We start from the raw sequence: 24,578 nt of genomic DNA, 5'->3' as shown, positions 1-24,578 counted from the left end.
TATCTGATAAATACCCTTGTTTAATAGCGGTTATTTCCTCTTTGGGCCTGGGGAAAGATACAAGTTTTTCCCACCCCCAGCGTCTGATATTATTACTTGATATGTAGGTGATAAACCGCACCATACCATTAAGAATAAAGAGGTTATTTTATCCATGGCACTCATAGGCATTTTCTTTGGCAGTGACACCGGCAATACCGAAAACATTGCCAAGACAATCCAACAGCAACTGGGCAGTGATGTTGCAGAGGTTCATGACATCGCCAAGAGCAGCAAAGAAGATATTGAAGCGTTTGATATCCTGCTGCTTGGCATTCCGACCTGGTACTATGGTGAGGCCCAGTGTGATTGGGACGATTTCTTTCCGACATTGGAAGAAATTGATTTCAATGGAAAAATCGTTGCCTTGTTTGGCTGTGGCGACCAAGAAGATTACGCAGAATATTTTTGTGACGCGATGGGAACGCTGCGCGACATTATTGAACCGCGCGGGGCAACCATCGTCGGCAATTGGTCAACCGAAGGTTATTATTTCGAAGCGTCTAAAGGGCTGGCAGACGATAACCATTTCATCGGTCTGGCCATTGATGAAGATCGCCAACCTGAGCTGACCAGTGAACGCGTCAGTACTTGGGTCAAACAAATCAGCGAAGAACTCAACCTGAAAACGCTGGTGGGTTGATCTCCCCTGTTTCACATAAAGCCCTGATAGCAATGTCAGGGCTTTATTAATAGATAAAATCTATTAAATTAATAGAAACATTTTTTTAACTTCCCGGTCTAAGCATGTACAATAGTACCCATCGCTTTTGTACGTTTATCAATTTTCTCCATTTTACAACAAGAGATTGCGCGCGAATGCACACTTTCTTTATGGAGACGGTATTGTTAACATCCCATGGTTTTCATTTTTAATGCGCGGTTCTATAATTGAGACGCCATTACAATTTTTGAGCCGACCGATGTCATAGGCTTAATTGCCCCCATCGACGAGAAAGTAACAGGACTAAACCCGCATGACTGACAATAACACCGCATTAAAGAAGGCCGGCTTGAAAGTCACTCTGCCAAGACTGAAGATTCTGGAAGTGTTGCAGGATCCGGAGTGTCATCACGTCAGCGCGGAAGATTTATATAAAAAACTGATAGATATGGGCGAAGAGATCGGTCTGGCGACCGTTTATCGCGTGCTTAACCAGTTTGACGATGCCGGTATTGTCACCCGTCATAATTTTGAAGGTGGTAAGTCAGTGTTCGAGCTGACACAGCAACACCACCATGACCATCTTATTTGCCTGGATTGCGGAAGCGTTATTGAATTCCGTGATGAATCTATCGAAGCGCGTCAGCGCGAAATCGCAGACAGACACGGCATCAAACTGACTAACCACAGTTTGTACCTTTATGGTCATTGCAGTACGGGCGACTGCCGTGAAGAAGAAACGCTCCACGACCCGAAATAAGCCAGGCTCTTTTCTGATTGATGCCATAAAAAAACCGCCCACGCAGGCGGTTTTTTCATTTCAGTCAAACGCTGGCCTCAGCCAACCCAGGTATCACGCAAACCGACTGTACGGTTAAACACCAGATGTGTTTCGCTCGAATAACGACGATCGGCACAAAAATACCCTTCACGTTCAAACTGATAGGCTTTTTCCACTTCGGCCTTTGCCAAACTCGGTTCAACAAAGCCCTGAGCCACTTTTAGCGAATCCGGGTTGATCGTTGCGAGGAAATCATCCGCAGCACCTGGATTTGGCACGTTGAACAGGCGATCGTAAAGGCGGAACTCCGCCGGCAACGCATGTGCGGCAGAAACCCAATGGATAACGCCCTTTACCTTACGCCCGTCAGCCGGGTCTTTACTCAACGTTTCAGCATCATAGGTGCAATACAGCGCGGTGATAACACCCAGTTCATCTTTCTCAACGCGTTCAGCCTTGATGACATACGCATTGCGCAAGCGCACTTCTTTACCCAGCACCAGACGCTTGTACTGTTTGTTCGCTTCTTCACGGAAGTCGGCACGATCGATATAAATCTCACGGCTGAACGGCACCTGACGGGTGCCCATTTCCGGCTTATTCGGATGATTCGGCATGGAAACCCACTCTTCGTGGCCTTCTGGCAGGTTCTCGATAATCACTTTTACCGGATCCAACACCGCCATGGCACGCGGTGCATGCTCATTCAAATCGTCACGAATGCAGGATTCCAGCGCCGCCATTTCGACATTATTGTCCTGCTTGGTCACGCCGATACGACGACAAAATTCGCGCACAGAAGCAGCCATGTAACCACGGCGGCGCAGGCCGGAGATGGTAGGCATACGGGGATCGTCCCACCCTTCAACCACATTTTCCGTCACCAGCTGATTCAGTTTACGTTTGGACGTCACTGCATATTCCAGGTTTAAGCGCGAGAATTCATACTGGCGCGGATGGCAAGGAATGGTTATGTTGTCCAACACCCAATCGTACAGGCGGCGGTTATCCTGAAACTCCAGCGTACACAGTGAGTGCGTAATCCCTTCCAGCGCATCGGAAATGCAGTGCGTGAAATCGTACATGGGATAGATGCACCATTTTTTCCCGGTCTGGTGGTGCTCGGCGAATTTGATGCGGTACAGCACCGGATCGCGCATCACAATGAACGGGGATGCCATGTCTATCTTGGCGCGCAGACAGGCGGTGCCCTCAGCGAATCCACCATTGCGCATTTTTTCAAACAGATTCAGGTTTTCCTGAACGCTGCGATCGCGGTAAGGACTGTTTTTACCGGGGGAGGTCAGCGTGCCACGGTATTCGCGAATCTGCTCGGGAGAGAGTTCGTCCACATAGGCCAGCCCTTTGCCAATCAGTTCGACGGCGTACAGATGCAACTGGTCAAAATAATCAGAAGAGTAGCGAATCTCTCCGCTCCAGGAGAAACCCAGCCATTGCACATCCTGCTTGATCGACTCGACGTACTCGATATCCTCTTTCACCGGGTTGGTGTCATCAAAACGCAGATTACACTGACCGTTGTAATCTTTCGCCACCCCAAAATTGAGGCAAATGGACTTGGCATGGCCGATATGCAAGTAGCCATTAGGTTCCGGCGGAAAACGGGTTTGTACCAGGCTGTGTTTTCCAGACGCCAGATCTTCATCAATGATCTGACGGATAAAATTGGTTGGGCGGGCTTCTGCCTCACTCATGCTTGATTCCTCGATGCAAAACGACACATAACCCGCAATGATCCAATAAGCTACGGCAGGACACAACAGTTACTTGCACTAAATCTTATGAAATACACAGAAAGAAGCAAAACTGCTGATGATTACGCATGAGGTAACTGAAAGTGAACATCTTGTAATACCAACGGTGATAAAAAATGCGGCGTGAGAAATGCCCCACGCCGCACCATTCAACGCGGACAATACAATGATTACTGCCCGTTTTGGATTTGCTTCAAGGCCGTGGCGATCGCTTCTGCCTGAGTCCCCACGACAATTTGTACATTCTGTTTATTCAAGCGGATAACCCCTGCCGCCCCCAAGCGTTTTGCCTGTGCCTCATGCACTTGCGCAGAATCCACCACATTGAGCCGCAGACGTGTGATACACGCATCGATCCCCACCAGATTGGCTTTACCGCCCAGCGCCGCCAAATATCCCTGAGCCAGAGCTGTCGTATCATTCACCGTCTTTTCGGCAACACTTTGATTCAGCGTAAAACCATCTGTCTCGCTGCCATCAACCGACTGCTCGCGTCCCGGCGTTAGCAAGTTGAACCGTTTGATGGTGAAACGGAACGTCACATAGTAGATAGCAAAGAACACCAACCCTTGTGGAATCAGCATATACCACTGGGTTGCCAGCGGGTTGCGCGAAGAGAGCGCCATATCGACCAATCCGGCGCTAAAGCCAAAGCCTGCAATCCAATGCATGCTTGCGGCGATAAACACTGAAATCCCAGTCAACACAGCATGCAGCACATACAGCACGGGCGCTACGAACATAAACGAAAATTCAAGCGGCTCGGTGATCCCGGTAAAGAAAGCGGCAAACGCGGCGGCCATCATAATCCCTGCCACTTTGCTTTTGTTTTCGGGACGCGAGCAGTGATAAATCGCCAACGCTGCGCCCGGTAAACCAAACATCATGATGGGGAAGAACCCCGCCTGATAGCGTCCCGTGATACCAACAACCGCTTTGCCCGCATCAATAGACTGCTGTCCACCAAGGAAATTAGGGATATCGTTAATGCCCGCCACATCAAACCAAAACACCGAGTTTAACGCGTGGTGCAACCCGACAGGGATCAGCAGGCGGTTGAAGAACGCGTATACGCCCGCTCCCACCGATCCCAACTGCTGGATATGCTCGCCCAGCGTGACCAACGCGCTAAAAATCACTGGCCAGACATACATCAAGATGAAGGCAACAACGATCATCAGGAACGAGGTCAAGATCGGTACCAGCCGACGCCCGCTAAAAAACGACAATGCTTCGGGCAATTTGACATGACTGTAACGGTTGTAGAGCTCAGCCGAAATAATACCGACCAGAATACCAATAAACTGGTTTTGGATTTTGCTGAACGCCGCAGGCACTTCCGCCAGCGGGATATGCTGGATCATTGAAACGGCCGCAGGGGAGCACAGCGTGGTCAACACCAGAAAACCGACGAACCCGGTTAGCGCCGCAGCACCGTCTTTATCTTTGGACATGCCGTAAGCAATGCCCACCGCAAACAGCACCCCCATGTTTTCAATGATTGCGGCGCCGGATTTGATCAGCAACGCCGCCAGCGCGCTCTCACTCCCCCAACCGTTTGGATCGATCCAGTACCCTATCCCCATGAGAATCGCTGCGGCTGGCAACGTCGCCACTGGCACCATCAGCGCTCGGCCTACCCTTTGCAAATAGCTAAGAACACTCACATTATCCTCTCTCTCCCGCCAGGGGATACTAAACTGCCCGTTAAACTGATTCACAGCAGCCATCCCATACCAGGCGGCTTGTGCTTGAAGTGTAAAAAAAATAATTCGCCACGCAAATTAAACCCTGACATTTTGTGACATAACGCGCAAAACATCCGCATATTAAATCATTATACCTATCGATAGCCCCAGCTTATTTCAAGATAAAAAAAACAGGCTAGACTAACTAATAACCTATCTTTATCATCCAGACAGTAGCAAATCGGTTCACTGGTTTTGGAACGCTTATCCGGAGATTTATATATGAGACTTATTCCCGTAACCACATCAGAGCAGGTAGGCAAATGGGCGGCACGACACATTGTGCAGCGCATTAATGCCTTTAATCCCAGCGCTGAGCGCCCTTTTGTATTAGGCCTGCCAACAGGCAGCTCGCCGTTAGAAGCCTACAAAGCGCTTATCGTGATGCACAACGCGGGGCTGGTCAGTTTTAAACACGTGGTGACATTTAATATGGATGAATATGTCGGTCTGCCAGCCGCACATCCGCAAAGCTATCACACGTTCATGTATGAGAATTTCTTCAATCACGTTGATATTCAGCAGGAAAATATTAACCTGTTGAACGGTAACACTCCAGATGTGATGGCAGAATGCCAACGCTATGAAGAGAAAATGGCCTCCTACGGCAAAATTCACCTGTTCATGGGCGGGGTAGGTAATGACGGGCATATTGCGTTTAATGAACCCGCCTCATCCTTAGCCTCCCGTACACGGATCAAAACGTTGACAGAAGAGACCCGCACCGCGAATTCCCGTTTCTTCGAGGGTGATGTGTCCCAGGTTCCCAAATACGCACTTACCGTCGGCGTCGGCACTCTGCTGGATGCAGAGGAAGTGATGATTCTGGTGTCTGGCCGTAATAAATCTCAAGCGTTACAGGCAGCGGTAGAGGGCAATGTGAATCACATGTGGACCATCAGTTGTCTGCAACTGCATGCCAAGGCAATCATTGTTTGCGATGAGCCCTCGACCATGGAGTTGAAAGTAAAAACCGTGAAATACTTCCACGAGTTGGAAGCTGAAAGCATTATCGGTCTTTAATCTGTAAGCCGGGAGTTCAAGATGTATGCGTTAACCCATTGTCGTATCTATACCGGGCACCAAATACTGGATGACCATGCTATCGTTATCAACGATGACACGATCGACAGCGTGTGTCCCGAATCCGATCTTCCCGACACCCTGCCGCGCCACGATCTGAAGGGTGCTTCGGTGGCCCCCGGCTTTATCGATTTACAGCTTAACGGCTGCGGTGGCGTCCAGTTCAATGACAGCATTGATGCCATTTCCATTGCCACGCTGGAAACCATGCAGCAGGCCAACCAACGCTCTGGCTGCACCAGCTTTCTCCCTACGCTTATCACCTCCAGTGATGCTTTTATCAAGCACGCGGTTGAAACCCTGCGTGCTTATCTCGCGTTACACGCCAATCAGGCACTCGGCCTGCACATTGAAGGACCGTGGCTGAATGTAATAAAAAAAGGGACGCACGATGCCCGCCTAATCCGTGCGCCCGAGCAACAGCTGGTTGACTATCTTTGTGCCAATGCGGATGTGATTGGTCAAATCACGCTGGCACCGGAAAAGGTGCCAGCCGCGATGATTCGACAGCTTAGCCAGGCGGGGATCGTGGTTTCGGCAGGGCATTCCAATGCCACCTGGCAGGAAGCAAAACGGGGATTTGCTGCCGGTATTCGCTTTGCCACACACCTGTTTAATGCCATGCCGTATATTAGCGGACGCGAACCGGGTTTGGTGGGCGCTATTTATGACGCCCCTGAGATCTATTGCGGCATCATTGCCGATGGCATGCACGTTGATTGGGCCAATATCCGCAACAGCAAACGGATCAAAGGTGAGAAGCTCGTGCTGGTCACCGATGCCACGGCCCCAGCTGGCGCTGATATCGATAGGTTCACTTTTGCCGGTAAAACCATATACTACCGTGATGGGTTGTGCGTGGATGATAACGGCACGCTAAGCGGTTCGGCACTGACGATGATCGATGCCGTCAAGAACAGCGTGCAACATGTCGGTATTGCGCTAGATGAAGCGCTGCGCATGGCAACCCTTTACCCAGCGCGCGCCATGCATCTGGACGATCGATTAGGCAGTATCGAAAGTGGAAAAATCTCCAACCTGACAGTATTCGATGATGGGTACAACGTCCTTCATACCTTCGTGAATGGCAATAGCGTCTATACGCGATAACACGTGCAGCAAACGCTTAGGCTGTCTGAGGTAAGGGGGATATAAAACGAGGCCGGAAAGATAAGCGAGCGTTCAAGAATGACGACAGGCGGACAAGCACAAATAGGGAATGTTGATCTGGTCAAGCAGTTAAATAGTGCCGTTGTCTATCGTCTGATTGATCAACAAGGCCCCATTTCCCGCATTCAGATAGCCGAATTCAGCCAGTTGGCGCCGGCCAGCGTCACAAAAATCACGCGGCAGTTGTTGGAGCGTGGGCTGATAAAAGAAGTTGACCAACAGGCCTCTACCGGTGGGCGTCGTGCCATTTCCATCATTTGTGAAACGCGGCCTTTCCACGCGATCGCCGTGCGTCTGGGTCGCCACGGTGCCACGATTGCGCTCTACGATCTTCAGGGCAAATCGCTGTGCGATGCCCACTATCCGTTGACAGAAAGTACACAGGATACGCTGGAAGCCTCGCTGTTTGACGCGATCAGCGACTTTATTGCCATCAATCAACGTCGTATTCGGGAACTGATCGCTATCTCAGTCGTGCTCCCCGGCTTGGTCGATCCCTCGGCGGGCATTGTGCATTACATGCCGCACATTAGCGTCGATAACTGGCCGCTGGTACAGTTGCTTCAACAGCGCTTCAAGGTCACGTGCTTTGTCGGCCATGATATTCGCAGCCTGGCGCTGGCTGAACACTATTTTGGCGTCACTCACGACTACCCTGACTCCATTCTGGTCCGGGTTCACCGTGGCACCGGTGCAGGTATTTTAGTCAACGGGCAAATCTTCCTCGGTAGCAACGGCAACGTGGGCGAAATCGGGCATATTCAAATCGATCCCCTTGGCGAACGCTGCCACTGCGGCAACTTTGGCTGTCTGGAAACGGTGGTGTCCAACGGAGCGATTGCGCAACGTTTCGCTCACCTTCTGTCGCAAGGGTTCAGCAGCAAACTGACGCGCGAAGAGTGCACCATCACCGCCATCTGCAAAGCCGCTAATCGGGGTGATACGCTAGCGCAAGATGTGCTTGAGCATGCAGGTAAATATTTAGGCAAAGCGCTTGCCATCGCCATTAACCTGTTCAACCCGCAAAAGGTCGTGATTGCGGGTGAGATCACCGATGCCGAGAAAATTCTGCTGCCTGCCATTCAACGCTGCATCAACACACAGGTGCTGAAAGAATTCCGGCAGCACCTGCCGATTGAAGTCTCCACATTGAACCACCTCTCCCCCATTGGGGCTTTCGCGCTGGTAAAACGCGCCATGCTTAACGGTGTCCTGCTGCAGCATTTACTCGGCTTTGTTGAATAATTTAACCGTTTGATTTACATCTTCTTTAGGTAGAATGCATGTACAGAGACTGTATTTTGTTAGAACGACAAATCAAGTAGTTAGCACAATAAAAAGCATTACGGCTGGAAAACTTAGTTGTTGAAGTGTTATAATAATTATGTAAATCAGCATGTTAAATTATTCAACAAAGCCCATTTACTCGAGCCCTTTTGATCGTGGACGTTTGCGGGATTATGAAATCAGCAAAAATTCGCCCTCAATAGCGACACTGATTATCATTTTTTCATAAACAAGCCTTTCGCATTGTATAAAACACATGCCAAAGGCTTTTTTTCATTAAATGATATTGAATTCAAGTGGCATTTTGATGCTAAATCATTGTCATTGGTACAGCAGAAGGCAACGCGAACCGCTGTGGCATCGTCCCACGCAAGGTTGCTGACGCCATAACCGTGTTATTTCACTTCAGACAGGTGAGCAAGAGGGAGTTCTTTATGTGTTCTATTTTTGGTGTGTTGGATATCAAAACCGATCCGGTTGAATTGCGTAAAAAAGCGCTGGAGCTATCTCGACTGATGCGCCACCGCGGCCCGGACTGGTCTGGTATTTATGCCAATGAAAAAGCGATTTTGGCCCACGAACGTCTGTCTATCGTTGACGTCAACACCGGTGCCCAACCGCTCTACAACCAAGCACACACCCATATTCTGGCTGTCAACGGTGAAATCTATAACCATCAGGCATTGCGCCAGCAGTACGGCGACCGTTATGCCTTCCAGACCGGTTCTGACTGCGAAGTCATTCTGGCACTGTACCAGGAAAAAGGGCCGGAATTCTTAGACGATCTGCGCGGCATGTTCGCTTTTGCCCTGTATGACAGTGAAAAAGACGCGTACCTGATTGGTCGTGACCATTTGGGCATTATCCCGCTGTATATGGGCTACGACGAACACGGCAACCTGTACGTGGCCTCGGAAATGAAAGCGCTGGTGCCAGTATGCCGCACCATCAAGGAATTCCCGGCAGGCAGCTACCTGTGGAGCAAAGACGGCGAAATTCGCGAATACTACCGTCGTGACTGGTTCGACTACGATGCCGTCAAAGACAACGTGACCGACAAAGAAGCGCTGCGTGAAGCGTTGGAAGAATCGGTGAAAAGCCACCTGATGTCCGATGTGCCTTACGGCGTACTGCTCTCTGGCGGTCTGGACTCTTCCGTTATTTCGGCGATCACCAAGAAATTTGCCGCACGTCGCGTGGAAGATGACGAGCGCAGTGAAGCCTGGTGGCCTCAGTTGCACTCTTTCGCCTTTGGCTTGGAAGGTGCGCCGGATCTGAAAGCCGCACAGGAAGTGGCAGAGCATTTGGGCACAGTGCACCATGAAATTCATTTCACCGTGCAGGAAGGTCTGGATGCCATTCGCGACGTGATTTATCACATCGAAACTTATGACGTGACCACCATTCGTGCGTCTACCCCAATGTATCTGATGTCACGTAAAATCAAAGCGATGGGCATCAAAATGGTGCTGTCCGGTGAAGGCTCTGATGAAGTGTTCGGTGGTTACCTGTATTTCCACAAAGCGCCTAACGCCAAAGAGCTGCACGAAGAAACGGTACGTAAACTGCTCGCGCTGCATCAATACGATTGCGCGCGTGCCAACAAGGCCATGTCCGCCTGGGGCGTGGAAGCGCGTGTACCGTTCCTGGATAAAAAATTCCTGGATGTGGCAATGCGCATCAACCCTCAGGACAAAATGTGTGGCAACGGGAAAATGGAGAAACACATTCTGCGTGAATGTTTTGAATCCTACCTGCCACACAGCGTCGCCTGGCGTCAGAAAGAGCAGTTCTCTGATGGCGTAGGGTATAGCTGGATTGACACGCTGAAAGAAGTAGCAGCAAAACAGGTTACCGATCAGCAACTGGAAACCGCCCATTTCCGTTTCCCGTACAACACGCCAACGTCCAAAGAAAGCTACCTGTATCGCGAAATCTTCGAAGAGCTGTTCCCGGTACCGAGCGCCGCAGAATGCGTGCCTGGAGGCCCTTCTGTCGCCTGTTCTTCGGCAAAAGCGATCGAATGGGATGAATCCTTCAAAAAGATGGACGATCCTTCAGGTCGTGCGGTTGGCGTTCACCAATCAGCATACTGAGCGTAGCCGTTATAGAACATTGCCTTATGGTAATTGTCTCGAATAAAAACGGGCCCTTTATGGGCCCGTTTTTTTCCCTTTTGTCCCAGGAAAACCTGTTTTATTGTCGCTTTTCTCATCATACTGTTCACAACCCAAACAAACGAACCGTCACAGGCGTTTTTAGGGAAAAAATGTGTTGACGCAATTCGGCCAACTACGCATAATGCGCCCCGCAACGCCGATGAAGGTGACGCGGAAAAGATGGCTACGTAGCTCAGCTGGTTAGAGCACAGCACTCATAATGCTGGGGTCACAGGTTCGATTCCCGTCGTAGCCACCATCTTTTCTTGCGGGAGTGGCGAAATTGGTAGACGCACCAGATTTAGGTTCTGGCGCCGCAAGGTGTGCGAGTTCAAGTCTCGCCTCCCGCACCATTACTTCACGGTTGTTAAGCAACAAGGCATGTTAGGGTATTGGGGTATCGCCAAGCGGTAAGGCACCGGTTTTTGATACCGGCATTCCCTGGTTCGAATCCAGGTACCCCAGCCACCTTAATGCCGCATCGGATTGCACGTTGTTGGGGTATCGCCAAGCGGTAAGGCACCGGTTTTTGATACCGGCATTCCCTGGTTCGAATCCAGGTACCCCAGCCATGTAATTGATGCTATGTGACTGAAGTTAAAAGTTTTTGTTGAAAAGCAAAAAACCAAGATGTACTATTTGGCTACGTAGCTCAGCTGGTTAGAGCACAGCACTCATAATGCTGGGGTCACAGGTTCGATTCCCGTCGTAGCCACCACATTTTTGGGGTATCGCCAAGCGGTAAGGCAGTGGATTCTGATTCCACCATTCCGAGGTTCGAATCCTCGTACCCCAGCCAAAAAAACGCTGGTAATACAGCGACAAACAGGGCGACAGTCGAAAGACGTCGCCCTGTTTGCTTTTGTGCGTTATTCAATAAAGATTAAAGGCCACCGAGTGGTAACTCGGGTAGGTCTTTACCTCTCAGCCACATCCGCATACTCACGATTAAATCATAAAAAGCGGTCCTGATTAACGCCATTAACGCACAGCAAACAGGCAAAAAAAACCAACGGCGCAGTTGGGTTCTTTAGCTTACCAAGGCGAGTAGCCTCAGCGCAGCGCGACAATAGTTATTGACGCATTGCGTCTATCGTCTCCATCGGTCAATGCCCCTCCCCCCCCCCGAGAGAGACGATCGTCGCAGGCACGTTAAACCGTGAATCAACGAGCGAAGATCACTTCGGCTCCCCTATCAAAGATACCGTTTCAATGCGCCACCGACTTGGAAAACAGGTTAATAACAATCACGCCTAGGATAATCAGCAACATCCCCAGTATCGCGGGCAAATCGAGTTTTTGGCCGTAAAACAGCCAGCTCACCGTGGCAATCAGCACAATCCCAACCCCAGACCAGATGGCATAAATGATGCCGGTCGGCAGCGTGCGCATGGTCAGAGAGAGGCAATAGAACGACACGCCATAAAAAATCACCGTAATGATGCTGGGCATTAAACGACTAAAGCCATCCGAAAGCTTGAGCGCCGAGGTGGCGATCACTTCCGCCACAATGGCGAGAGAAAGAAACAGATACGTCATAAACAACCGCTACCTTACAGAATCGCGCAAAGCGTCTTAGACATCGACAATTGCCACTATGCTAACACCGACACATTACACACCGATGGCATATTTCAGCGCCAGCGTTTTGAGATGACCGGCACGTTCAGCAGCCAGCAATGCCATGTTTCTGGCAAAGGTTAACGGCGGTAAACTATTGCTAAACGCGTTATAAAACATGTCCATGCCATTTTGCATTAACAGGTTATCGGCCTTACGCCGACGCTGATAGCGCAGCAAAACGGCTTCACTGTGCCAGCACTCCCCTGCATCCCGCGCACCAGTGACAACGTCAATCAACGCATCAGCGTCACGATAGCCGAGGTTCACGCCCTGCCCGGCGAGTGGATTAATGGTATGAGCGGCATCCCCCACCAAGGCGACGCCTTCAGCCACATACCGTTGTGCATGCCGCCGCACCAGCGGGAACGCCCCGGCGGCAACCGACTTCACGGGCCACAAACGCGCGGGGAAAGTTTCTGCAATCGCGTTGTCCAACTGCGGCAACGGCAGTGATTGAAGCTGACGAATGCGGCGCGGACTGTCATACCACGCCAGCGCACCCCATGACCCAAACAGCGGCAAAAATGCGCGCGGCCCCTGTGGTGTAAACTGCTGCCAGGTACAATCCTGTTGAGGTTGCTGGGTATCAACGGCAATCAACATACACGATTGCCGATACTGCCATCCATTGATGCCAATGCCAGCCCACTGGCGCACACGCGAGTTCGCACCATCCGCGCCGAGCACCAAAGGCGCACTCAATGTCTCTCCGCTCTCCAGAGCGATATGCCAGCTCGCCGGCGTGCGAACCATGCTGCGTATCTGCGCGGGGCAGCGAATATCACACCGCTGCTGCTCAGCCAGGCATTGCCACAATGCCAGTTGCAATACCCGATTTTCCACCATAAATCCCAATTCGGGCAGGTGCAGGTCGTCAGCGTTGAAAGCAACGCGTGCATCATCCCATTCCCAGGTTTCCAACCGACTATAAGGCGCACAGCGCATCTGCTCAACGCCCGACCATGCTCCCAACGACTTTAACAGTGCAACAGAGGCATATCCCAACGCTGACACCCGAATATCCGGTACACCGTCGTCCATAAAGGCAGCGGGGGCAGCCTGCTCCAACACCGCGACCTGAAAACCGTTGCGCGCGAGTCCGAGCGCGACTGCGGCACCGACCATCCCGCCACCGACCACGATGGCATCATACCGTTGATTTATTCCGTTCATCGTGCCTAAATCGACTCAAACTGTGTGACTGATAGGCATAGTGTACTGGATTTTCGACGACCGCGTTGACTCTGCGAAAAAACGCTCAACAAATTTCGCGCGCTGGTCACAACCGCAGCAAAAGATTACAATACGTGCCCCGTCCGTATTTCCGGGCATCTATGATTTGGTAATACGCTTTTTCACCCGCACTGAGTAATGACAAGTCGATGACAAAGAAACTGCACATTAAAACCTGGGGCTGTCAGATGAATGAATACGATTCATCCAAGATGGCTGACCTGCTGGAAAGTACACACGGTTATGAGCTGACCGAGGTGGCCGAAGAGGCTGACGTTCTGCTGCTGAATACCTGTTCTATCCGTGAAAAGGCAGAGGAAAAAGTTTTCCATCAACTTGGCCGCTGGAGAGCGCTGAAACAGAACAATCCCGACCTGATTATTGGTGTGGGCGGTTGTGTTGCTTCTCAGGAAGGCGAGCATATTCGCGAACGCGCCAGCTATGTCGATCTGATTTTTGGCCCACAAACTCTGCACCGCCTGCCAGAAATGATTAACCACGTTCAGGGCACACATAGCCCGGTGGTGGATATCAGCTTCCCGGAAGTTGAAAAATTTGACCGACTGCCGGAACCTCGTGCCGAAGGACCAACGGCATTTGTTTCCATCATGGAAGGCTGCAACAAATACTGCTCATTTTGCGTGGTGCCTTATACGCGCGGTGAAGAAGTCAGCCGCCCTTGTGACGACGTCTTATATGAAATTGCGCAGTTGGCCGCACAAGGGGTACGCGAAGTTAGCCTGTTGGGTCAAAACGTCAACGCCTATCGTGGCGAAAATTTTGATGGCAGCATCTGCTCGTTTGCCGATTTGCTGCGTCTGGTGGCCGCGATAGACGGTATCGACCGCGTGCGCTTTATCACCAGTCACCCGATTGAGTTCACCGACGATATCATCAGCGTCTATGAAGATACGCCAGAGCTGGTGAGTTTCCTTCATCTGCCGGTGCAAAGCGGTTCCGATCGTATTTTGACTATGATGAAACGCCGCCATACTGCGTTGGAATACAAAGCCATTATTCGTAAACTGCGCAGCGCGCGACCGGATATTCATATCAGCTCCGACTTTATTATCGGCTTCCCCGGTGAAACCCAGGAAGATTTTGAACAAACTATGAAACTGATTGGTGACGTCAATTTTGATATGAGCTTTAGCTTTATCTACTCTGCACGTCCGGGGACACCTGCCGCAGACATGGTTGATGATGTCAGCGAAGAAGAGAAAAAGCAGCGCCTGTACATTCTGCAAGAACGTATCAGCCAGCAGGCAATGCAGTTCAGCCGTCGTATGTTAGGCAGCATCCAACGCATTTTGGTGGAAGGAACATCACGTAAAAGCGTAATGGAACTGTCAGGCCGCACGGAAAATAACCGCGTGGTTAATTTCGAAGGCACCCCGGATATGATCGGTAAGTTCGTTGACGTTGAAATTGTCGACGTTCGTCCGAATTCACTGCGCGGAGTGGTTGTCAAAACCGAAGACCAGATGGGCCTGCGCATCAGCGAATCTCCGGCCTCCGTGATTGCACGTACTCGTAAAGAGAATGATATCGGCGTTGGCCTCTACCAACCCTGATGAATGCGCCGCACGGGCGATGTCCTCGCCCGTGCACTTACCTGCTGCACACCATTACATACCCTACATACTTCGAGTTGCAGGACAAAACGTTAACGTTGTGAATAGCGTTTGCGCTGGCCCTTTAGGGCGAGGCTGATTAATGAGTCTCGTAACGCGGCAAGCGAATGAATCCCGATGCGCTTACTCAGGTCAGTGATCCGGGTGAGTGAACGCCGCCAACGCTTCTGCAACTTGAGGTATGCACTGGTCAAGTAAATCAGGACACTTTTTTCTCAGCCATTTGTTCATAACGCACCGGAGACAGATCCCCGTTAGCGGCATGATGCCTGTCTAGGTTGTAGTAGCGGATATACGTCGCCGCCCCATTCCCACTCGAAACGCAACAAAGTGACCCACTGGCCAGAGTCGGATAAAATCACCGTTCTGGCCCTACTGGAGATCCCGTTGCATGCAGGGAAAACATCTGACTCACAAAGAACGGTTCTACATCGAAAAGCGGCGTGGTGATGGGGTTAACCAGGCCACCATCGCCCGGGAACTGGAGCTTCCTCGTTCTATAGCTAAACGACTTAATTTTGATTACATTATTTAAATGAGCTATTCAATTGATTTTAGACGTAAAGTGATATCTACACGGAAAAACGAAGGGTTGAGTATCCGAGAAACAGCGAAGCAATTTCGGATTGGCCCTGCCTCTGTATCGCGTTGGATTAATCAAATAGAGTCAAAAGCATCGACCACGCGTCAGCGAAAGATCGATAAATCCGAGTTGATAAAAGATGTTGAACAATATCCAGATGCTTACCAAAAAGAACGTGCAGAGCGTTTTGGCGTTTGTCAGAAGGCCATTTGGCAAGCGCTTAAAAAGCTGGGATTGACCTATAAAAAAAACTCTACGTCATCCGAAAGCCGACGAAAACGCCCGGCAGGGATTTCAACAAAAAAAACAACAGTATGAAAAAGAAGGTAAACCTATTGTTTTTATTGATGAAAGTGGTTTTTCACACGATACCCCACGGACTCACGGCTATTCCCCAAAAGGTCAACGGTGTTTTGGCCTGAAGAACTGGGGAGCTAGGGGAAGAACAAATGTTATCGGCGCTTTATTAGGCACAACGCTGTTTGCTATCGGATTATTTGATATCAATATTAACAGCGATGTTTTCTATGCCTGGGTCACACAAGTCCTTATCCCAGTACTCCCTAAAAACAGTGTAATCATGATGGACAATGCCACTTTTCACAAAAAACATAATATTCAACAAGTCATCATCGATGCAGGGTATATGGTGGAGTATTTGCCTACATATTCGCCAGATCTTAACCCAATTGAGCATAAATGGGCACAAGCAAAAAGCAAAAAGCAAAAAGCAAAAAAAGAGAGATGGGTTGCGATACAGAGAGTTTGTTCTCAGTCCATATGGTGTAATCAAAATTAAGTCGCTTGGCTATACCATCAGCAGGGAACTCAGACGCAATACCGACGCCGCTTTCAACGGGGTCTATTCCTGCAGAAGGGCCGAAACGTTGGCCAGAGGGCGGCGGCAGAAAACACGGCCGGACAGCGTGATTAACCAGCTTGAACCGCACATTCAGGACTTTATCAGAACGGCGCTGTCTACCCACACCTCACCTGAGGTCATCAGTGGGCGCCTGGTCCTGGAATTTGGCCTGTCCGTCAGCAAGAACTCGCTCTATCGCTATATCCAGCAGGAGCGCCGGGCCGGCGGTGAGCTGTATCAGCAGCTCCCTCATCGGGGTAAACGGTATAACTATCAGACCGATGAGAACAAACGCGGTCCTATTCCCAACCGTGTTGGCATTGAGCAGCGGCCGGCCGTTGCTGACCTCAAGCAGGAACCCGGGCATTTCGAGATTGACACCATCTTTGGCAAAGATCAGAAATCATTCCTGCTGACGGTGGTCGATAAAGCCGTCAAGCTGGTCATCATTCGCAAACTGCCCAACAAGCGAGCAGAGACAGTGGTAGCGGCCTTCAGGGACATCGTTGCCAATACCTTCTGCGAGTTTAAAACCCTGACTGCTGACAACGGTTCTGAATTTTCCCAGCACGGGGAAATTACAAAAGTCACGGGGGCACCGGTCTACTTTGCCCGGCCATATCATTCCTGGGAACGCGGGTTGAATGAGCATACCAACGGGCTGATACGGCGTTTTTACCCGAAGGGAACGGACTTCAATTATGTCACCCATCGCAAGGTTGCAGCACTCGAACACCTGCTCAATACGCGAGGCCGAAAATCGCTGGGTTATCGTTCTCCAAATGAGGTATTTTTAACGCACTTACAGGCGGCATAATGCCCTACCGTTTTGTTGCGTTTCGACTGGGAATGGGGCGCCACATCATGCTCCATGTAAGCCCGTGTTGGCTGGGGTACCAGCAGCAACCATTCATGTTTCAGACTGCCCCAGAAGCGCTCCATCACCGCATTATCCCAGCAGGCACCCACGTCTCCCATACTGCTCCTCAGCCTGTAGCTGCTCAGCAGCGCCTGAAAGCGTTGTCCCGTGTACTGCGCCCCCCTGTCCGTATGCACCACCAGGCCCGGCGGGCGAGTTCGCAGGTTATATGCCTTCATCAGGGCCCCGCAGACCAGCGATGAGGTCACCCGTCTGTCCACCTGCCAGCCCACTATCTGCCGGGAGTACAAATCCATAATAGCCGCCAGATACAGCCAGCCTTCACCGGTCTTCAGATACGTGATGTCACTCGCCCACACCTGATTTGGTCCCGGCGGGTTAAAATTCTGGTTCAGCAGGTTTGGGGCCACCTCTGCACCCGGGCGGGGTTTTGTCGTGACCTTATAAGTCCGGCGCTGTCGGCAGACCAGCACCTCTTCCTGCATGAGTTTCCTCACCTGCCAGCGGCTGATTATGATGCCTTCTCCACAAAGCCTTTTGACCAGCGTCCGGCTTCCTGCTCCCTGCCTGCTGGCGGCGAACAGCGCCTTTAACCTGACCCGGACCTCCACGTCTTTTTGCAGCGGTTCGGCGGGCTTTTTTCGCCATGCATACCAGGCAGAGGCCGTCACACGCATGACCCGACAGAGTGTACGAACGCTGAAGTCAGTGGCATTGTCGAGAATGAACCGGTATTTCACCACATATGTTTCGCGAAGAAGGCACTCGCCTTTTTTAGTATCTCCTTCTCTGCACGTAACTCTTTGTTTTCCTTTTGTAACCGTTTTAACTCTGCACGTTCATCATCGCTGAGTACGCCGTTGCTCTGCTCGCGTGCCAGCGAGACCCATGTATGCAGGGTTTTGTTGCTTATGCCCAGCGATGCTGCTGCCCTGGCTATCGTATAGCCCTGCTCTGTTACCAGGGCAACGGCTTCCTTTTTAAACTCAGGGGTAAATTGTCGTTTATGGTTCACTAAACACCTCCGTTTTGGATGTAAGTTTAGTGTCCTGATTATTCAACCACTACAGTATGACGGGTATGAACATATTGCCACTTGCACCTTTCCCTATTACCGATAAATAATTCAATCATCATCTCGCACTTTATTGTTCTCATCACTCACGATGACGAGCCTTGATATACCAAGAGGAATAATTTGAACGTTACGATAAAAGAGATTGCCCTCGAACCTGCTGATAATAAACGCCTGCTCAACCTGTGCGGCCCCTTTGATAGTAATATCAAACAGTTAGAGCGCCGCCTCGGAATCGAAATCAACCGTCGAGACAATAAATTCAAACTGGTCGGAAAAGGCCTGTGCATTGAGGCGGCGGCAGACATTCTGCAACGTCTCTATGTTGATACCGCCCCCGTGCGTGGCGTGGAAGGGGATATTGACCCCGAGCAGATTCATTTGGCAATCAAAGAATCGGGCGTGCTGGATCAAAGCGCCGAGAGCGTGCCGGATTTTGGCAAGGCGATCAACATTCGTACCAAACGCGGCATCATCAAGCCACGCACGCCGAATCAGGCGCAGTATATCGCCAACATACTCGACCATGATATTACCTTCGGCGTAGGCCCTGCGGGTACGGGGAAAACCTATCTGGCAGTCGCGGCGGCGGTGGATGCGCTCGAGCGTCAGGATATCCGCCGCATTTTGTTAACGCGCCCGGCCGTTGAAGCGGGAGAAAAACTCGGCTTTCTGCCCGGTGATTTGAGCCAAAAGGTCGATCCTTATCTGCGCCCGCTCTACGATGCGTTATTCGAAATGCTGGGGTTTGAGCGCGTGGAAAAACTCATTGAGCGCAACGTGATTGAAGTAGCGCCGTTGGCCTATATGCGCGGTCGCACGCTGAACGACGCCTTCATCATCCTCGATGAGAGTCAGAACACCACGATCGAACAGATGAAGATGTTTTTGACCCGTATTGGCTTCAATTCCAAGGCCGTCATCACCGGCGACATCACCCAGATTGACCTGCCACGCAATATCAAATCGGGGCTACGCCACGCCATCGACGTATTGGCCGATGTGGAAGAGATCAGCTTTAACTTCTTTCACAGTGAAGATGTGGTACGCCATCCTGTGGTCGCACGCATCGTCAACGCCTATGAAGCCTGGGAAGAAGCCGACCAGAAACGTCGTGCCGCGCAGGCAGAAGAGCGTAAACGCGAAGCACAAGCCGTCAGTACACCCGCCGCGTCAGAGGCTGGTGATAAGCAGGAGTTACAATGAGTCAGGTTATTCTCGATTTACAGATCCCCAGCGACAATACAACAGGACTGCCGAGCGAACAGGATTTTCAGCGTTGGCTGGAGGCGGTACTGCCGCAGTTTCAGCCAGAAGCGGAAGTGACCATTCGTATCGTCGATGAAGCGGAAAGCCATGAGCTGAATCACACCTATCGCGGCAAAGACAAACCCACCAACGTGCTCTCTTTTCCCTTTGAAGCACCGCCGGAAGTCGAACTGCCGTTATTGGGCGATCTGATCATTTGCCGCCAGGTGGTGGAACAGGAAGCCATTGAACAGCAATTAACCGCAGACGCTCACTGGGCACATATGGTGATACACGGTTGCCTGCATCTGCTGGGTTATGATCATATCGAGGACGACGAAGCGGAAGAGATGGAAGCGTTGGAAACCGAGATCATGCAGCAAATGGGTTATGCGGACCCTTATCTGTCCGAAAAAGAGTAAGCCGATACACCAGCAAGTTGAAGTATCGCGGGTATATTCTGTTATGATGAAAAATGCAGTAGATTACGATAAGCCTCGGTATTTTTCTTGATGGCGCACTTTTCGCTATGATGCCGTCTTCGTCATCATAGCGTAACGGCGTTATGGTTAAAAATAACGCCACGCGCGGTTATCACCGTGCACCTTTATATCAACCCGCCCGCGCGCCTGATGGTCTTACAGCGCATGCCCCTTTTGCGTAGTTGATGATGATTGACTAACCAGAGATACAGTAAATAAAACGCCATGAGCGACGACCATTCTCAAAACAGCGATAGCCCCAGTCCCAAGAAAGGATTCTTCTCACTGATCTTTAACCAGCTTTTTCATGGTGAACCCAAGGATCGTAGTGACCTCCTCGCCTTTATCCGTGATTCCGAACAAAACGATCTGATCGATCAAGACACCCGCGACATGCTCGAAGGCGTAATGGATATCGGGGAGCAACGCGTACGGGATATCATGATACTCCGTTCACAGATGATCACACTGAAACACAATCAAACGCTGGAAGAGTGTTTGGATGTGATTATCGAATCAGCGCATTCGCGTTTTCCGGTGATCAGCGAAGATAAGGATCACATTGAAGGCATCCTGATGGCCAAGGATCTGCTGCCGTTTATGCGCAGCGATGCTGAGCCATTTAGCATGGAACAGGTGCTGCGTCCCGCGGTCGTGGTGCCAGAAAGCAAACGCGTGGATCGCATGCTGCACGAGTTTCGTTCGCTGCGTTACCACATGGCTATCGTCATCGATGAGTTTGGCGGTGTTTCTGGTCTGGTCACCATTGAAGATATTCTTGAGCTGATCGTTGGCGAAATTGAAGATGAGTACGACTACGAAGAAGATCGCGATATCCGTCAACTGAACCGACACACCTATACCGTGCGTGCGTTAACACTGATTGAAGATTTCAATGAGGCGTTTGGCACCCAGTTCAGCGATGAAGAAGTGGACACCATCGGCGGGCTGGTGATGCAGGCCTTCGGCCATCTGCCAGCGCGTGGTGAAACCATCGACATCAACGGTTACCTGTTCAAAGTTGCCATGGCGGACAGCCGACGTATCATTCAGACTCATGTCAGAATTCCTGACGAGGCGCCTCAACCAACACTGGAACCTTAATTCGACAATGTCTGTCATGTCTGTTTTACGACGCCAACGGGTGCGCATCGTGTTGGCGCTGTTCTGCGGTGCCTGGGGCACCCTGGCGTTTTCACCGTTTGATTTCTGGCCTGCCGCGCTGGTTTCGCTGTGCGGATTGCAAGCCCTGACGTTGAACAGAACCTGGCGGCAATCCTCCGCCATTGGTTTTAGCTGGGGCTTTGGCCTGTTTGGCAGCGGCGTGAACTGGGTGTACGTCAGCATCGCCGAGTTCGGTGGCATGCCGGAAGCCGTTAACGTGTTTCTGGTGGTGCTGCTGGCGCTCTATTTGTCGCTTTACCCCGCGCTCTTCTCAGGACTGTTAACACGTATATGGCCGCGAACGACGCTGGTGCGTCTGATCGTGGTCGCGCCAGTCCTGTGGCAGTTCACTGAGTGGTTGCGCGGTTGGGTACTCACCGGCTTTCCCTGGCTGCAATTTGGCTACAGCCAGATTGACGGCCCGCTACAAGGCCTGGCTCCACTGCTTGGGGTTGATGGTATCACCCTCTTGTTGGTCATCGTTGCCGGTCTGCTGGTGTTCGGTACCACACGGCGCAAAACTATCCCGCTTTACTGCGCCATTGCGCTGCTGCTGCTTCCCTGGCCGTTGAAGTTTATCCACTGGTTTACGCCTCAACCCGAGCGCGCGGTGAACGTTGCATTGGTGCAAGGCAATATTGCTCAGGCCCAAAAATGGGATCCCAACGCGCTGCAACAGATTCTGAATATCTACCGCGACGCCACGCTGCCTTATCTGGATAAAGCACCGATCGTTATCTGGCCAGAATCGGCCATCCCTGATATAGAAACGCGTCAGCAAGACTACTTGCAGTACATCGACGACTTGCTGCGTGCACACAACAGCAGTCTGGTCACCGGCGTTGTGGATGCTCGCCGCCGCACAAACGAGCAGGTTGACTTCTACAACAGCATTATCGTGCTGGGTGGCAGCGAACCGTACCGTTATCCCAGCACCAATCGCTACAACAAGAATCATCTGGTGCCGTTTGGTGAGTTTGTTCCGCTGGAAACGCTGCTCCGCCCGTTAGCGCCGTTCTTCGATCTGCCGATGTCTTCGTTCAGCCGTGGTCCTTACCAACAGCCTCAGCTCACGGTCAACGGCATACGGATGACTGCCACGGTGTGCTATGAAATTATTCTCGGTCAACAAGTACGCGATAATTTCCTGCCTGATACCGATATGCTGCTGACCATTTCAAACGATGCCTGGTTTGGTCGTTCTATCGGCCCATGGCAACATTTCCAGATGGCACGCATGCGTGCTCTGGAGTTAGGGCGTCCACTGCTGCGTGCGACCAACAATGGCGTGACTGCCGTTATCGGCCCGCAGGGTGAGATCAGTGCCGAACTGCCGCAGTTTACGCGCAAAGTGCTGCTTACCAAGGTGACACCGACCAAGGGCATCACCCCTTATGCCCGCTTTGGCGCCTGGCCAATGTGGATCATTCTCGCCGTACTGGCCGGTATAGCCTGCGCCACTCGCCTGCGGCGTTAACGTGACCACCGGCAGGCACGGCCTGCCGGTTTCTCATCAATCCCCACCATACCTTTGTGTAATATAGCTAAGCGACATTATTTTGATAACAGCCAGCTATGCTTCTTTGCCACATATCAGGGCATCGGCTGTAATCATTTTTAAGTCGGTTGGCTATACCTACCATCTCCCATTTTCACAATTGGCACATTATTTGCTTTTTTATTGAATAACAGAGTGTAACGGGATGATTCCGTTGTTTGTTCTCTGAAAACCAGCGAAAAAGCACCCTAATGGGGCAATTAGCGCACCAAAATAGTGCTAAATGATTTTAGTGCAGTGATTTAGTGCAGTTGAGTTCTCAAAAGACAAACAAATTTATTTCATTTTGTTCACAATCGGCTATTTTTTAAAGATAAAGGCAAGTACTCGCTCTTTTATGGTGCATACCCTGTCTCATCCGAGAGAGCGCTCTATCGACATGATTGAATTCGCAACCGCCTTAGCGTCATAGCGACTGCCGTCATCACAACAGCAAAGGAGTTACAACATGCAAATGCGTAAACTGGCACTGTCACTGCTTCTGATTGGTACAGCCGCAAGCAGCCTGGCTCATGCAGAAGAATTAACGGGGACGCTCAAAAAAATCAAAGACAATGGCGTCATCGTTGTAGGCCACCGTGAGTCTTCCGTGCCATTTTCCTACTATGACAACCAGCAGAAAGTAGTTGGTTACTCTCAGGATTATTCGAACAAAATTGTCGATGCGGTGAAAGCGAAAATTGGCGTTGCCGATCTTCAGGTCAAACTGATCCCGATCACGTCTCAGAACCGTATCCCGTTGCTGCAAAACGACACCTTTGATTTTGAATGTGGTTCCACCACCAACAACTTGGAACGCCAGCAGCAAGCGGCTTTCTCCAATACCATCTTTATCGTCGGTACGCGTCTGCTGACTAAAAAAGACTCCGGTATTAAAGACTTCCCGGATCTGGCAGGCAAAACCGTGGTTGTTACCTCCGGCACCACCTCTGAGAAATTGCTGAATAAGCTGAACGAAGAGAAAAAACTGGATATGCGTATCATCAGTGCCAAAGACCATGGCGATGCCTTCCGCACCATGGAAACCGGCCGTGCCGTTGCCTTTATGATGGATGATGCGTTGCTGGCTGGTGAACGCGCCAAAGCCAAACAACAGGGCGACTGGGTGATCGTCGGTACTGCACAATCCGAAGAAGCTTATGGCTGTATGCTGCGCAAAGACGACCCGCAGTTCAAAAAACTGGTTGATGACACCATCGCGACGTTGCAAACCTCCGGTGAAGCGGAAAAATCCTTTGATCGCTGGTTCAAACAGCCAATTCCGCCTAAAGATCTCAACATGAACTTCGATTTGTCAGCAGATATGAAGGCGCTGTTCAAAGCCCCTAACGATAAAGCATTAAACTAACAACAAGTGAAAACAAGGGCAGACAGCTTGCCCTCGATTGTTGACTCGTGGCTGGACAGACAGGCGTCAGACGGTCGTTCCCCGTCTGGCGTCCCGGCCCACACGGTGGAATCTCAGGTGTTGATTAACCGCACTGCCCTTTCACCAATGGATTATCGCCACTCATCAATCTTCAGGGTAGC

General features: G+C 51.0%; 23 protein-coding genes and 6 tRNA genes. 22 read left to right on the top strand and 7 right to left on the bottom strand.

The annotated features are described in order from the left end of the window. The first annotated feature begins 154 nt into the window (after positions 1–154). On the top strand, positions 155–682 hold the full coding sequence (fldA, locus tag ACQGXV_RS25045) for a flavodoxin FldA (RefSeq protein WP_440863544.1): 528 nt from the start codon (positions 155–157) through the stop codon (positions 680–682). Positions 683–1,016: 334 nt separating this feature from the next. Continuing rightward, complete coding sequence (gene fur / locus ACQGXV_RS25040; RefSeq protein ID WP_440863543.1) at positions 1,017–1,463, top strand: ferric iron uptake transcriptional regulator; 447 nt, start codon at positions 1,017–1,019, stop codon at positions 1,461–1,463. 77 nt (positions 1,464–1,540) lie between these two features. On the opposite strand, the gene glnS is transcribed toward fur, so the two are convergent. Next, entirely contained in the window at positions 1,541–3,199 is a 1,659-nt protein-coding gene (gene glnS / locus ACQGXV_RS25035) for a glutamine--tRNA ligase (RefSeq protein ID WP_440863542.1), read from the bottom strand. A 230-nt stretch (positions 3,200–3,429) separates the two neighbouring features. Continuing rightward, complete coding sequence (gene nagE / locus ACQGXV_RS25030) at positions 3,430–4,926, bottom strand: N-acetylglucosamine-specific PTS transporter subunit IIBC (protein WP_440867601.1); 1,497 nt, start codon at positions 4,924–4,926, stop codon at positions 3,430–3,432. Positions 4,927–5,229: 303 nt separating this feature from the next. On the opposite strand from nagE, the gene nagB reads away from it, so the two are divergent. The 10 genes from nagB (at position 5,230) to ACQGXV_RS24980 (ending at position 11,505) form a co-directional block, all read left to right on the top strand. Beyond that, on the top strand, positions 5,230–6,030 hold the full coding sequence (nagB, locus tag ACQGXV_RS25025; protein WP_440863541.1) for a glucosamine-6-phosphate deaminase: 801 nt from the start codon (positions 5,230–5,232) through the stop codon (positions 6,028–6,030). A 21-nt stretch (positions 6,031–6,051) separates the two neighbouring features. Beyond that, a complete protein-coding gene (nagA, locus tag ACQGXV_RS25020) occupies positions 6,052–7,200 on the top strand; it encodes an N-acetylglucosamine-6-phosphate deacetylase (protein ID WP_440863540.1) in 1,149 nt (382 codons plus the stop codon). A 78-nt stretch (positions 7,201–7,278) separates the two neighbouring features. Beyond that, complete coding sequence (gene nagC, locus ACQGXV_RS25015) at positions 7,279–8,505, top strand: DNA-binding transcriptional regulator NagC (protein WP_440863539.1); 1,227 nt, start codon at positions 7,279–7,281, stop codon at positions 8,503–8,505. A 476-nt stretch (positions 8,506–8,981) separates the two neighbouring features. Further along, positions 8,982–10,643: an asparagine synthase B gene (gene asnB / locus ACQGXV_RS25010; protein ID WP_440863538.1), complete on the top strand. Its 1,662-nt coding sequence runs from the start codon at positions 8,982–8,984 to the stop codon at positions 10,641–10,643. A gap of 245 nt (positions 10,644–10,888) precedes the next feature. Then, positions 10,889–10,965, top strand: a tRNA-Met gene (locus ACQGXV_RS25005). Between the two features lie 9 nt (positions 10,966–10,974). Next, positions 10,975–11,059, top strand: a tRNA-Leu gene (locus tag ACQGXV_RS25000). A 40-nt stretch (positions 11,060–11,099) separates the two neighbouring features. Next, a tRNA-Gln gene (locus tag ACQGXV_RS24995) sits at positions 11,100–11,174 on the top strand. A 29-nt stretch (positions 11,175–11,203) separates the two neighbouring features. Beyond that, positions 11,204–11,278: transfer RNA gene (locus ACQGXV_RS24990), tRNA-Gln, on the top strand. Positions 11,279–11,347: 69 nt separating this feature from the next. Further along, positions 11,348–11,424, top strand: a tRNA-Met gene (locus ACQGXV_RS24985). 6 nt (positions 11,425–11,430) lie between these two features. Continuing rightward, a tRNA-Gln gene (locus tag ACQGXV_RS24980) sits at positions 11,431–11,505 on the top strand. A 410-nt stretch (positions 11,506–11,915) separates the two neighbouring features. Here the strand turns inward: ACQGXV_RS24980 and ACQGXV_RS24975 are convergent. After that, positions 11,916–12,245 (bottom strand): SMR family transporter, encoded by a 330-nt coding sequence (locus ACQGXV_RS24975; protein ID WP_222160002.1) that lies wholly within the window; start codon positions 12,243–12,245, stop codon positions 11,916–11,918. A gap of 75 nt (positions 12,246–12,320) precedes the next feature. After that, positions 12,321–13,502: a 3-demethoxyubiquinol 3-hydroxylase gene (gene ubiF / locus ACQGXV_RS24970; protein WP_440863537.1), complete on the bottom strand. Its 1,182-nt coding sequence runs from the start codon at positions 13,500–13,502 to the stop codon at positions 12,321–12,323. A gap of 209 nt (positions 13,503–13,711) precedes the next feature. Between ubiF and miaB the strand changes: the two genes are divergently transcribed. Continuing rightward, positions 13,712–15,136: a tRNA (N6-isopentenyl adenosine(37)-C2)-methylthiotransferase MiaB gene (gene miaB / locus ACQGXV_RS24965; protein ID WP_440863536.1), complete on the top strand. Its 1,425-nt coding sequence runs from the start codon at positions 13,712–13,714 to the stop codon at positions 15,134–15,136. 259 nt (positions 15,137–15,395) lie between these two features. On the opposite strand, the gene ACQGXV_RS24960 is transcribed toward miaB, so the two are convergent. Beyond that, complete coding sequence (locus ACQGXV_RS24960) at positions 15,396–15,488, bottom strand: hypothetical protein (RefSeq protein ID WP_440867432.1); 93 nt, start codon at positions 15,486–15,488, stop codon at positions 15,396–15,398. A gap of 99 nt (positions 15,489–15,587) precedes the next feature. On the opposite strand from ACQGXV_RS24960, the gene ACQGXV_RS24955 reads away from it, so the two are divergent. Genes ACQGXV_RS24955 through ACQGXV_RS24940 form a run of 4 tightly spaced genes read left to right on the top strand, consistent with a single transcriptional unit; the run spans position 15,588 to position 17,458 of the window. Next, the gene (locus ACQGXV_RS24955; RefSeq protein WP_440863535.1) at positions 15,588–15,731 is read left to right on the top strand and encodes a hypothetical protein; all 144 of its coding nucleotides are present in this window, start codon (positions 15,588–15,590) and stop codon (positions 15,729–15,731) included. Further along, complete coding sequence (locus ACQGXV_RS24950) at positions 15,732–16,097, top strand: IS630 transposase-related protein (protein ID WP_440862584.1); 366 nt, start codon at positions 15,732–15,734, stop codon at positions 16,095–16,097. It abuts the gene before it with no gap. Further along, entirely contained in the window at positions 16,021–16,578 is a 558-nt protein-coding gene (locus ACQGXV_RS24945; protein ID WP_440867280.1) for an IS630 family transposase, read from the top strand. Before ACQGXV_RS24950 ends, ACQGXV_RS24945 begins: the two co-directional genes overlap by 77 nt. Continuing rightward, positions 16,529–17,458: an IS30 family transposase gene (locus tag ACQGXV_RS24940; RefSeq protein WP_440863534.1), complete on the top strand. Its 930-nt coding sequence runs from the start codon at positions 16,529–16,531 to the stop codon at positions 17,456–17,458. The genes ACQGXV_RS24945 and ACQGXV_RS24940 overlap by 50 nt, the downstream gene beginning before the upstream one ends. Here the strand turns inward: ACQGXV_RS24940 and ACQGXV_RS24935 are convergent. Both ACQGXV_RS24935 and ACQGXV_RS24930 read right to left on the bottom strand, forming a co-directional pair. Further along, positions 17,410–18,261, bottom strand: a complete 852-nt coding sequence (locus tag ACQGXV_RS24935; protein WP_440863533.1) for an IS3 family transposase — start codon at positions 18,259–18,261, stop codon at positions 17,410–17,412. The two genes, ACQGXV_RS24940 and ACQGXV_RS24935, sit on opposite strands and share 49 nt — an antisense overlap. Next, positions 18,258–18,536: a transposase gene (locus tag ACQGXV_RS24930; RefSeq protein WP_440863532.1), complete on the bottom strand. Its 279-nt coding sequence runs from the start codon at positions 18,534–18,536 to the stop codon at positions 18,258–18,260. The genes ACQGXV_RS24935 and ACQGXV_RS24930 overlap by 4 nt, the downstream gene beginning before the upstream one ends. Before the next feature lie 183 nt (positions 18,537–18,719). Between ACQGXV_RS24930 and ACQGXV_RS24925 the strand changes: the two genes are divergently transcribed. The 5 genes from ACQGXV_RS24925 (at position 18,720) to ACQGXV_RS24905 (ending at position 24,396) form a co-directional block, all read left to right on the top strand. After that, positions 18,720–19,802 (top strand): PhoH family protein, encoded by a 1,083-nt coding sequence (locus ACQGXV_RS24925; RefSeq protein WP_440863531.1) that lies wholly within the window; start codon positions 18,720–18,722, stop codon positions 19,800–19,802. Beyond that, the gene (ybeY, locus tag ACQGXV_RS24920) at positions 19,799–20,266 is read left to right on the top strand and encodes an rRNA maturation RNase YbeY (protein ID WP_440863530.1); all 468 of its coding nucleotides are present in this window, start codon (positions 19,799–19,801) and stop codon (positions 20,264–20,266) included. The genes ACQGXV_RS24925 and ybeY overlap by 4 nt, the downstream gene beginning before the upstream one ends. A gap of 285 nt (positions 20,267–20,551) precedes the next feature. Continuing rightward, positions 20,552–21,430, top strand: a complete 879-nt coding sequence (gene corC / locus ACQGXV_RS24915) for a CNNM family magnesium/cobalt transport protein CorC (protein ID WP_440863529.1) — start codon at positions 20,552–20,554, stop codon at positions 21,428–21,430. Positions 21,431–21,437: 7 nt separating this feature from the next. After that, positions 21,438–22,967, top strand: a complete 1,530-nt coding sequence (gene lnt, locus ACQGXV_RS24910) for an apolipoprotein N-acyltransferase (RefSeq protein ID WP_440867600.1) — start codon at positions 21,438–21,440, stop codon at positions 22,965–22,967. Between the two features lie 529 nt (positions 22,968–23,496). After that, positions 23,497–24,396: an amino acid ABC transporter substrate-binding protein gene (locus tag ACQGXV_RS24905; RefSeq protein WP_440863528.1), complete on the top strand. Its 900-nt coding sequence runs from the start codon at positions 23,497–23,499 to the stop codon at positions 24,394–24,396. Positions 24,397–24,578: the final 182 nt, after the last annotated feature.

It is taken from the genome of Symbiopectobacterium purcellii, assembly GCF_052050035.1.
GTDB classification, from domain to species: domain Bacteria; phylum Pseudomonadota; class Gammaproteobacteria; order Enterobacterales; family Enterobacteriaceae; genus Symbiopectobacterium; species Symbiopectobacterium purcellii_A.
The sequence above is the reverse complement of the archived record's forward strand: the minus strand, read 5'-3'. Positions and strand labels throughout refer to the sequence as shown.